Raw genomic sequence first — 10,614 nt, forward strand, 5'->3', positions numbered from 1 at the left:
TTCAGTCCCCCCACAGGGTGTAGCCGCTGGTGTTGCCCTGGACGGCCGTCACCGGCGAGTGCAGGGAGCCGTCGCTGTTGGGCAGGACCTTCCAGTCCCCGCCGCTCCAGCGCACCGCGATGGTGGTCGCCGAGTAGCCCTGCGTGGTCCGCAGGAGCAGCTTCACGTTCGCCGCCGTGCTCCGGTACGACGTCACCGTGAAACCGGCGTACGAGGCGACGGCCGCGTCACCGGTCTCCTCGCCGCTGTCGATGTCCTGGACGGTCGAGCGCTGGAACTCGAACAACTCGCGTCCCCGCCCGTCGACGACCTGCTGGTCGGTGACGGTCCGCCAGCCGGAGCCGCTCATCTGCGACGGGATGACATGCGCCGCGAGCACCGCGCCGAGCGGCGTGCGGGCGAAGCACCAGTGCAGGCTGCCCGTCGTGACGACGGGCCCCGCCGAGGCGGAGAACGGCACGCGGGTGATGCCGAGCGTCTGCCAGCGGACGTCCTCGGGCGGCGCCTCGGGCAGCGCGTCACCGCCGCCGTCGTCCGTACGGCATCCCTTCGGGCGGCCGTCGCGCAGGGCGGTGTCGCCGGACAGCGGGCCGGCCTCCGCCGCGCGCGCGGTGTCCGCGCCGGTGTCCCGGCCGGACGTCAGCGCGACGATCCCGCCCAGCACCAGCACGACGGCGATGAACCCCGCCGACACCTGCCAACTGCGCTGCTTCCAGTACGGCTCCGGCTCCTCGGCCCACCGCCTGCTGCGTTTGAACATCTCGACCGCCCGTCGGCTCAGGCGAAGACGAAGCTGACCAGCGGACCGGCGGTGGCCACCAGGACACAGCCGCCGAGCACCATGCCGAGACGGCTCATGTGCTCCGAACTCTCGCCGCGCTTGAGGGAGATGGCCATCATCGCGCCGGTGATCAGCACACCGGCCACACCGGCCGCGGTGCCCGCCCAGGCGGCTATGCCGAGGACCGTGTTCACCTTGGTCTTGAGCGCGTCCGGCGCGCCGCTCGTCGGCTGCGGCACGCCGCCGCCGGGGGCGGGGGCGCTGAGGATGATGTTGGACGCTTCGAGCAGCAGGGACATGCGGTTCTCCGGGAAGTAGGCGCACTGCGGGAGCAGTTGCGCGGGAGCGGGACTGGCAAGGCGGTGAGCCGGGGAGCGCGGGAACTCAGGGACCGAGGAGCGACAGGTCTCCGAGGAACGCCACGAGAGGTCCGGCCGACGAGGCGACCAGACAGGCGAGGGTGACGAAGAAGACCCCGCGGAAGTGCGAGCTGCCCTCGCCGGGATCGCCCCGGTTGAGCTGGAGGGCCATGTTGATGCCGACGATCAGCAGTCCGGCGACACCGGCGGCCGTGGCGCACCAGGCGAGCAGGCCGAGGATCTCCCCGGCGCCCGCGGGCGGGGTGTACGCGGCGAGGAATGCGCTCACGACGCGGTCTCCTCTCTGCGTCCCGCGCCCGCCACCAGCTCGCCGAGCGAGACCAGTTGGCGGGGCGGGGACTTCGGGCTGCCGCCCAGGCGCCAGGCCGGTATCCACGGCACCCGGTGCACGTGCGCGGCCGAGCGCAGCACCCGGATGCGCCGGAGGAGACGCAGCGGCAGCCGGCCGGGGGCGTCGGCGACGAGGACCACGCAGAGCAGGTCCAGGCCCTGCGGGGCGTTGCCCTCCTTCAGCGCGCCCAACGCCTGCGACACGGACCGCAGTCCGCCCGCGCTGGTGCGTCCGACCAGCAGGATCCGTCGCGGCTCGCCCCGCGAGGGCTGCGGCCAGCGGACCCCGAGGTCCACTCCGCCGAGCGCCTCGGCCAGGGAGGTCGCCCCGGCCCCGCCGTGCGCCTGCACCCAGCCGACCTCGCCCCGCGAGCCCCCGCGGCCCGTCGCACCCCGCCGGGGCTCACCCCAGGAGGGCTCGGCGGCGGAGGCGGGCGCGGTACGGCGGGCCGGGGCGGCGGGAGGGGAGACGTGGGCCGGGGCCGCGGCCCGCACGGGGGCGGCGGGGGCGGGGGCGACCGTCGTGGTGACGGTGCCGGAGTGCGGGGCAGGCGCCGGTGCTGTGGTCGTGACGCCGGGCGCCGGGGCCGGGGCGGAACCCGGCGCGGCGGCGGGAGCCGCGGCCGCGTGGCCGTCCGGCTCGGGGGCCGCGACCGGTGCCGTACCGGCCGGCGCCCCGTGGGGCGCCGGTCCCGCGGGCCGGGGGGACTTCGGTCCCCGTACCCATCCTGACGGGCCCGACGGCGTGGCCGAAGGTGTGCCCATGTGTGCTCCGCCCCCCTCTTCGATCGTGCGCGTACTGCTCTGACTCATCTGTTTTCCGCCGGTTTGAACTTATTTGCTCCGGGGCCCGTTTGGATCTGCCGAGCCCGTCGGACAGCACAACGGGCCGTCCGGGCACAGCGGTTCAAGGTGAGGGGAAGAAGGCGCAGAGCATGGGTTCCGCATCGGGAGACAACGCAGGGGGCGGCACGTCGACAGCCGTCCGGAACACCATCGCCGCCGGCACCGGCTGCGGTTGCATGCTGTCGCCGGTCGCCCTGGTCCTCACCGTGATCGTCGTGATCATCATCGGTGGCTTCGGGGTGCTGCTGGCCCCGCTCATCGCGCTGATCCTGCTGTTCGGCGGCGGGGGCAGCGACTCCGACAACCAGAGCACCGCGAACGAGGTCATCACCTCCCTCCAGGGCGACGGCTCCGGCGAACTGGACACCTCCACGGTCCCCGAGGACCTGGCCGAGCCCATCGAGGAGGCCGGTGAACTGTGCGGCGCGATCGGGCCGATCGTCATCGCGGCCCAGATCGAACGCGAGTCGGGGTTCGACGCCTCGGTCGTCGGACCCGACGGCGAACTGGGCCTCTCGCAGCTGCCGCCCACGGTCTTCACCGAGTACGGCGAGGACGACGACGACAACGACAAGGTCTCCGCCCTCGACGCGGAGGACTCGATCATGGCGCAGGGCCGGTACATGTGCGCTCTGGCCGAAGAGGCCCAGCAGCTGGTCGACAGCGGTGAGGTCATCCAGGGCGAGACCACCAACAGCGTCCTGGACCTGGCGCTGGCCGGCTACCACATCGGAATGGACGCCGTCCGCGCGGCCAAGGGCGTGCCGAACACCAACGAGGCCCAGGGCTACGTCCTCGCGGTACGGGCCCAGTTCGCCAAGTACGAGGGCATCGCCGCCCCGCCGGACGGCGCCACCCCCGGTGTCACCCCCGACGCCTCCTGACCGCCCGAGTCAGTCCCACTTCCCCTACGAGGAGAGCAGCCATGGCTCATTTCGAGGTGCACATCACCGACGAGGACCGCGCCGAGATCGACGGAAACCCCCTCGTCCCCGAACCGGGACAGTCCGTGCACGAGGCCGTGCTCGACCGTCTTCAGCAGTACGCCGAGGAGCGTGCCGCCGCCGTGGAGGCGACCGTCAACGAGGGTTACGGCGCGGCCCACTTCGTCCTCCAGGTGCACCCGGACGGTTCGAGCCGCGTCCTCGACCCGGAGGATCCCGCCGAGGAGACCCCCGAGGAGATCTCCGAACAGGCCCCCGTCACGCACCTGCCGGAACAGCCCGAGCCCGAGGCATCGGCACCGCGCCCCGAAGACCCCGCTCCCGCACCCGTGTCGGCCATCGCCACCGCCGTCTCCCGGGCCACCGCCCGCGCCACCGCCCTTGCCCCGCTGGTGCGGTCCGACCTGCCCGCCGAGCACGCGGAACGCATCGACCGCATCAACGCGCTCGCGACCCGCGGCAGCCTCGACGAGGCGTACGCCGAGGCCGGTGCGCTCCGCGAGAACCTGACCGGCGCCCTGGGCGCCGACCACCCGCACGCCCTGGAGGCCCGGTCGATGGAGGCGTACCTCGCCCATCTGCGCGGCGACCACCGGGAGGCCACCGTGCTGGCCCTCGGCGTGGCCCGGATCCGCTGCGGCGCCGGGGACGGCCAGGCGCCGGCGGAGGTGGCCCGGGCCGCCGCGGCCTGGCAGCGCATCGACGACGACCGGGCCGCCTTCGTGCACGGACGTGAACTGCTGCACATGTGGAGCCAGTTGAACCTGCGCGGACTGCTCCCGCCGGCCGACGCCGCACTCGTCGGACAGGTCCGCAGACACGTCGACGCCCTCGCGGAATACGCCTGAGCCACCGCATCGCACCACCCCTGACCTGCTCGTCCATCGAGTCGTACAACCGACGTCAAACGAACGTGGAACGCCCCTGGCGACACTCCGTGCCCAGCCGACCCCCGGACTCCCACAAGTCCCCGGAGGGGTCGCCCATTTCACGGAGCGGGAGCACACCATGAACGTGACGGTCATCGGCTCGGCGGGCGCCGCGACGCAGGAGGAACGGGCCCTGCGCGCCCTGTACGAGGAACACGGCCCCGCCATCTACGCGTACGTGCTGCGCCTGCTCAGCGGGGACACGCACCGCACGGAGGACATCGTCCAGGAGACGCTGCTGCGCTGCTGGACCAAGCAGAACCTCGTCGACGACGAGGGCATGGCGGTGCGTCCCTGGATGTTCCGGGTCGCCCGCAACCTCGTCATCGACGGCCAGCGCACCCGGGCGGCCCGACCGCAGGAGGTCAGCGGCGCCACCTGGGTCAGCGAACTCGGCACCGACGCCGACGACATAGACCGGCTGCTGTCCTCCATCGTCGTGCAGGACGCCCTGAGCGTCCTGACGCCCGCACACCGCGAGGCACTCCGGGCGACGATCTTCGCGGACCGCACCACCCAGCAGGCGGCCGAGGCCCTGGGCGTCCCCCAGGGCACGGTGAAGTCCCGTGTGTACTACGCCCTGCGCTCCCTGCGGACGGCACTGGAGGAGCGGGGCGTGCGGTAGGCCCGGCGCCCCGGGTGCGCCTACGGGTCCAGTTCGCGCAGGTCCCGCCGCACGTCGTCCGCCTCCGCGTGGCCGGCCGCCTCCAGCAGCGCGAGCGCCGCCGCCCAGGCCTCGCGCGCCGGCCCCGTGTCGCCGACGGCCCGGTGCGACTCGGCGAGGTGACGCAGGGTGTCGGCCTCCAGGTAGCTGCTGCCGATCTCCCGGTACAGCTCCACCGCCCGCTCGAACCGTGCGACGGCCGCACCGTACTCGCCGAGGTGGTGGTGGGCGTAGCCGACGCTGTCCAGCGCGGACGCCTCACCGCCCGGATCGCCGACCTCCTGTTGCAGCAGGACGGCCTTCTCGCAGTGTTCCAGGGCCTGTTGGTGGTCCCCGAGCAGGATGTACGTCCAGCCGATCTCGTTCAGCACCCCCGCCTCGCCGCTGCGGTGGCCCAGGGAGCGGTACAGGGCCCCGGCGTGCGCGTAGTGGTCGAGGGAGACGTCGTGGCGTCCGACGCGGTTGGCCTGGTAGGCCAGTGCCCGCCGGGTGCGGGCCTCACCGAAGGCGTCGCCCTCCCGCCGGAAGAGGTCCAGCGCCCGGCCGAGGTGGCGCAGCGCCTCCTCCTCGTGCCCGAAGCGGGTGTGACCGAAGCCCAGGCTGCGCAGGGCGTGCGCCTGCCCGACGGGATCGTCCAGGGCGCGGGCGGAGCGCAGCGCGGCCCTGCTGATCTCCATCAGGTCGTGCCAGTAGCCGAGCCGGTCGAAGTGCAGGTCCAGGGCGTACGCGGTACGCCACGCGTGGTCGTGACGCCCCGTGGCGGTCGCGTGCTCGACGACCGAGCGCAGTACGAGGCGTTCGGCGCGCAGCCACGCCATCGCCCGCTTGCTGTCGTTGAACCGCAGCGGCTCGCCGTCCGTTGTGCTCGCCGTCAGGGGGACTGTCTCCCGGAACGGGGCGAGCACGGCGGAGGCGTGGTGAGCGGTGTGCAGATAGTGGTCGTGCATCCGCAGCAGCACCGTGTCGCGCTCGGCCGCGCTGTCCTCGCGGGCGACGAGTTCACCGGCGTAGGCGCGCAGCAGGTCGTGGAAGACGTACCGGCCGGGCGCGTGCTGGATGAGCAGGCTCGCCCCGCACAGCTCGGCCAGCGGCGCGCGCACCCCGCGCCGGTCCACGCCGGCCAGCGCGGCCGCCACGGCGGCGCCGAGGTCGGGCCCCGGATGCAGGGCGAGCCGCCGGAAGAGCGCCGCGGCCCCGGGCGACAGCGCCTGGTACGACCAGGAGAACACGGCACGGGCGTCGGAGCCGATGTCGTCGCCGCGCGCGAACGCGTCCAGGCCACCCTGGCCGGCGCTCAGTTCCCGGGCGATGTCGGCGAGCCGGAAGCGTGGGTGGAGCGCGGCCCGCGCGGCCACGATGGCCAGCGCCAGCGGCAGCCCGGCGCACCGCCCGGTGATCGCCGCGACCGCCTCCGGTTCGGCCTCGACCCGGGGCGCGCCCAGCCGCCGCACCAGCAGCTCCCGCGCCTCCCCGTCACTGAGCAGCCCCAGCGCCAGCGGCCGTGCCCCGTGCCGGGCGACCAGGCTGGTGAGCCGGTTGCGGCTGGTGACGAGGGCGAGACAGCCCGGCGAGGCGGGCAGCAGCGGCCGTACCTGCTCGGTGTCGCGGGCGTTGTCCAGCACGATCAGCACCCGGCGGTCCGCCAGCAGCGTCCGGTACAGCGCGGTCTGCGCGTCGAGCCCCTCGGGCACGGCCTGCGGAGCGACTCCGAGCGCGACCAGGAACGTCGAGATCGCCTCACCGGGGTCGGTCAGCGCACCGCTCGGGTCATGGCCGCGGAGGTTGACGTAGAGCTGACCGTCCGGGAAGCGGTCGGCGACCCGATGGGCCCAGTGCACGGCGAGGGTGGTCTTGCCGACCCCGGCCATCCCGTCGATGACCCCGACCGCACAGGTCCCGGAGGGGAGTACCTGGTGCGGCGATCCAACTCCGCCCTGATTGTCAGTCAGCAAGGCTGTCACACGGGCGAGTTCGACGCCACGTCCGGTGAACGTCGCCAGATCCGCCGGGAGTTGCGAGGGGCGCACCCTGGCGGTCCCGCCCCGGTCGGGCCGGGCGGACTCCGGCCGGGGCGCGCTGTCGGCGGGGGTGTCCAGCAGGCGGGCGTGCAGGGCGCGCAGCGAGGGCCCCGGTTCCAGGCCCAGTTCGTCGACCAGGGTCCGGCGCGCTCTGGCGTAGGCGTCCAGTGCCTCCGTTCGCCGCCCGCACCGGTCCAGGGCGACGATCAGCAGCTCGCTCACCGACTCGCGCAGCGGGTGCGCGTCACGCAGCGCGAGGAGTTCCGGCACGGCCGCCTCGGGCCGGCCGACCTCCACCTCCAGCCCGAGCCTGAACTCCAGCGCGCCGAGCCGTCGTTCGGCCAGGTCGAGGCGCGCGGCCTCGGCGAACGGCCCCGGCACCCCCGCCAGCGCGGGGCACGACCAGTCCGCCAGCGCGCTGTCCAGCGCCCGGAGCGCCAACTCCCCCTCGCCGGCATCGCGGTGCCGCTCCGCCAGCGTCACCGCACGCGTGCTGTCGGCCAGGTCGGTGGAGAGCAGCCCTGTCCGCAGGGCGTACCCGTCCCCGGCCGAGACCAGGACCCGGAACGGCTCGCCCTTCTCCCGCCCGGGTTCGAGGAGCTTGCGCAGCCGGGAGACGTACGTCCGCAGCACCGGGACCGCCCCTGCCGGCGGCGTCGGCCACACCCCGTCGACGAGATCGGCCGAACCGACCGCGTTCCCCCGACTCAGCAGCAACATCGCCAGCACCGCGCGCTGTTGGGGTGAGCCGAGTGCCAGCTCCCGGTCGCCGCGCCAGGCCCGCAACGGTCCGAGCAGGGCGAACCGGAGTGGCTCTGTTGTTGTTTCCTCCACGGTCGTGGACCGTAGCGGCCCTTTTTCCGAACGTCAGCTCGAACCACCATTTCCCGCCAGGCACACGGGCCACATGTGCGAGGTGAGGGCGGCCGCCTCGCGGCGGGTCATGTGAACCACCAGAAGAGCAGGGGGAAGACCACCAACAGGGCCACGACGATGGCGATGATCTTACGGGTGTCGTCCTGCTGTTCCCGGTGCACGGCCCGTCCGGCCCGCCGCTCGCTCCTTTGGCCCGCCGTCGCTACGGACGTGGAGGGCCGCTCGTCCGCCCGTGGCGCCGCTTCCTCCCAGGGGCCGAGCCGGGCCAGCTCCCGCCAGACCGTCGACGGCAGCTCCGGCGGAGTGTCGGGGCGGAACGCGGCCCGCTGCCAGAACCGGCGCTGTTCGGCACCCGATTCGCCCTCGCACGCGCGGACCATGGTCGACAGACCGTTCCTGAGATAGGCCTCCTGCGCGTGCGGCCGCACCGCCCAGCGGAACATCCGCACCGCTCCTGCCGTACCGCCGTGCTTGCCGTCGCCCTGGGAGGCGAGCGCGGTACGCCAGTCGTGGTGCAGGAACATGCGATGGCCGAGCAGGATCGCGGCGAGTCTGAGGGCCTCCGTGAGGGTGCGCCAGGTGGTGCGTTCCTCCAGGGCGTTCAGGAGCAGGACGGCGTGCTCGGGCTTCAGGCCGGGGTGGTCGAGGGTGCTGCACAGGTCCCGGTCGGACAGTCTGCGCAAGGTGTCCGCGGTCTCCTGCGAGGTGCTGGGTGCCGAAGTGTCGGCCGGCCTCGTCATCCACTCCAGGACGTATTCGCTGTCCCTGCCCGGCCGCTGCTGGTACCACTGCGGCGACACCCACTTGCCCAGTCGCCGCAACTTCCTTGCCCTGAGAGGCAGTTGTGGGTCAGGCTCCTCCGCCCGCGTGGGCATCGGCGGCTCGCCCGGCCCGGTGGCCACCGGCGCCGGGCGCGGTGGCGGCGGGGCGGTGTACGGCTCGGAGAGATCGAGGAGAGGGCGGAAGGGGTCGGGCGTACGGTCCGCCGAGACGTCGGGCGCGGAGGGGGCCGGGGGTGGAGCGCCGGACGCGGAACCGCTGTCGGTGAAGGAGGCTCCGGCCGAGGCGGCTTGACCGGGCGCCGGTGCGGGATGCGTGCCGTACGGATCGGTGCCGTAGGGGTTGGCGCCGTACGGGTCGGGCGTCTCGGGCCGGCCGTTCCCCGCGCCGTGGTGGCGGGAGGAGGAGCTGGGCGGCCACCCTCCCTCGGACGGGGTGTTCGGCACGGAGGGAGCGCTCGGCACGGAGGGCGACCAAGCCGCCGACCACTCCGCCGAGGAACTGAACGAACCCGGTACGCCACCCGCGGGCGGAGCCGTACCGGAGCCGGCCGGCCCTGGGCGCCGAGGGGACTGGCCGCTGTGCGCCGGGGACTCATGCGCCGGGGAGGTCCGCGGCGGGTACGGAGGGGCCGAGGCGGTCTGCCCCTGAGCCGGGTCGCCCGCCGCGACCGGCCACGGGGCCGGACCGGCCGGGGCATGCGGCTCCTGCCACGACTCCGGTCTCGGCGCCCGAGGGGGAGTGCCGTGGGGCGCGTGCTCGGCAGCGGACGCCGGAGGCGCGATCACCGGTGCCGGCGGTGTGCCGCCCCGTTGGACGGTCATCTCTTCAGGAGCGTGCCCCTGCTCGGCCTCCTGTACCTCGCCCTCCTGGAGCTTGCTCTCCTGGACCTCGCCCTCCTGGACCTCGGACGCCGCCGCCGTCACTTCGGCATGCCGCCCGGAACCACCGTGTCCGGCGGGCTCCGGCACACGACCCCCCGGCCCCGCAACATCCGCCCCGGACGCCCCGGCCGACTGCTCCGCCCCCCGCACCGTGCCGCCCCCGCCCGCCCGCAACGACCCACGCGGCCCCCCGTCCCCGAACCCGCCGGTCGACTTCAGCAGGTCGATGCCGGGCCGCAGCCCTCCGGTCACCGCTGTGCGGTCCGCGGACAGATCGCCCCGCAGGGCACGTTCCAGCGTCGCCAACCGGTCCCGCAGGCTGCGCGTGCACGGGCTGTGACACGCCTTCAGCACCTCGCCCAGCCGCTCGGGACGCTCCGGTTCGCGGAGGAACAGGGCGACCAGTTCGGCCGCCACCGCCCGGGCCTGGTCCTGGACGGCGTCGGCGAACGTGATCCGCTGCGCCGCCGAGCCGCCCACGGCCGAGCGCGGCCACTCCGGCACGCACACCAGCCGCAGACCCGCGCGCTCCTGCGTGTCGAAGCTCGCGAACGTGAACGCCTCGTCGCCCAGCCACGGACCGAGCATCGAGCACAGCCCCCAGATCAGCAGCGGCGCGTAACTGGACTCCTCGTCCTTGGAGATGTCCCGGCGCCGGAACGTCAGCCGATGCTGCGGCGTTCTCAGCAACTGGGCCACGGCCACTTCGAGCCGGTCGGCGATGTGCGGCACGTTCTCGACGTACAGGGGCCGCGCCGCCCGGAACTGCCGCCGCAGGACGTCCACGGGGAGCGGGTCGAGCCGCCCGGTGGCGTCCTCGGGAACCCCCGTCCACTCCCAGTCGCCGGTGGACAGACTGATCGACTCACGCGCCGTCAGTACCCGGGGGCTGCCGACCAGGGCCCGCGAGACGGTGCTGTCCCGCCCCCGGGCGTCCTGGGCCGGCCGGCGGTGGATCAGGACCGCCTCCCTCGTCCCCGGTACCAGACGGCGCACCAGGCTGGAACGCCTGCTGCCCTCGCCCTCCACCCGCAGCAACGGCGCCAGCAGCGATTTGAGATCCTCGGCGCGCTGGTCGCCGCAGGAGTACGCGGCGGCCGCGATCCCCGTCACGTACTGGTTCTGATTGCCCTCCCAGCGGAACAGCAGCTGGTCCAGGGGCTCCGCGGAGCTGTCCACCAC

General features: G+C 73.9%; 9 protein-coding genes. 3 read left to right on the plus strand and 6 right to left on the minus strand.

Annotated elements, in window-relative coordinates; all coding sequences use genetic code 11:
- Window position 1 precedes the first annotated feature (1 nt).
- The 4 genes from ABT296_RS06325 to ABT296_RS06340 form a co-directional block, all read right to left on the minus strand.
- Entirely contained in the window at window positions 2-760 is a 759-nt protein-coding gene (locus ABT296_RS06325; protein WP_351923820.1) for a DUF8175 domain-containg protein, read from the minus strand.
- 17 nt (window positions 761-777) lie between these two features.
- Window positions 778-1,080 (minus strand): hypothetical protein, encoded by a 303-nt coding sequence (locus ABT296_RS06330; RefSeq protein WP_351923822.1) that lies wholly within the window; start codon window positions 1,078-1,080, stop codon window positions 778-780.
- Between the two features lie 85 nt (window positions 1,081-1,165).
- Entirely contained in the window at window positions 1,166-1,429 is a 264-nt protein-coding gene (locus tag ABT296_RS06335; protein ID WP_351923823.1) for a hypothetical protein, read from the minus strand.
- The gene (locus ABT296_RS06340) at window positions 1,426-2,256 is read right to left on the minus strand and encodes a hypothetical protein (protein WP_351923824.1); all 831 of its coding nucleotides are present in this window, start codon (window positions 2,254-2,256) and stop codon (window positions 1,426-1,428) included. The genes ABT296_RS06335 and ABT296_RS06340 overlap by 4 nt, the downstream gene beginning before the upstream one ends.
- Window positions 2,257-2,426: 170 nt before the next feature.
- On the opposite strand from ABT296_RS06340, the gene ABT296_RS06345 reads away from it, so the two are divergent.
- The 3 genes from ABT296_RS06345 (at window position 2,427) to ABT296_RS06355 (ending at window position 4,835) form a co-directional block, all read left to right on the plus strand.
- Window positions 2,427-3,221, plus strand: coding sequence for a lytic transglycosylase domain-containing protein (locus ABT296_RS06345; RefSeq protein ID WP_351923825.1), 795 nt, complete (start codon window positions 2,427-2,429; stop codon window positions 3,219-3,221).
- A gap of 41 nt (window positions 3,222-3,262) precedes the next feature.
- Window positions 3,263-4,129 (plus strand): hypothetical protein, encoded by an 867-nt coding sequence (locus ABT296_RS06350; protein ID WP_351923826.1) that lies wholly within the window; start codon window positions 3,263-3,265, stop codon window positions 4,127-4,129.
- Window positions 4,130-4,289: 160 nt separating this feature from the next.
- Window positions 4,290-4,835 carry a sigma-70 family RNA polymerase sigma factor gene (locus ABT296_RS06355; RefSeq protein ID WP_351923827.1) on the plus strand — a complete coding sequence of 182 codons (546 nt, stop codon included), beginning with the start codon at window positions 4,290-4,292 and terminating at the stop codon, window positions 4,833-4,835.
- A gap of 20 nt (window positions 4,836-4,855) precedes the next feature.
- Here ABT296_RS06355 and ABT296_RS06360 read toward each other — a convergent pair whose 3' ends face one another.
- Both ABT296_RS06360 and ABT296_RS06365 read right to left on the minus strand, forming a co-directional pair.
- On the minus strand, window positions 4,856-7,726 hold the full coding sequence (locus ABT296_RS06360; RefSeq protein WP_351923829.1) for an AfsR/SARP family transcriptional regulator: 2,871 nt from the start codon (window positions 7,724-7,726) through the stop codon (window positions 4,856-4,858).
- Between the two features lie 107 nt (window positions 7,727-7,833).
- The gene (locus ABT296_RS06365) at window positions 7,834-10,614 is read right to left on the minus strand and encodes a hypothetical protein (protein WP_351923831.1); all 2,781 of its coding nucleotides are present in this window, start codon (window positions 10,612-10,614) and stop codon (window positions 7,834-7,836) included.

Origin of the sequence: Streptomyces sp. NPDC000983 (assembly GCF_040299205.1) — a bacterium.
Lineage (GTDB): Bacteria > Actinomycetota > Actinomycetes > Streptomycetales > Streptomycetaceae > Streptomyces.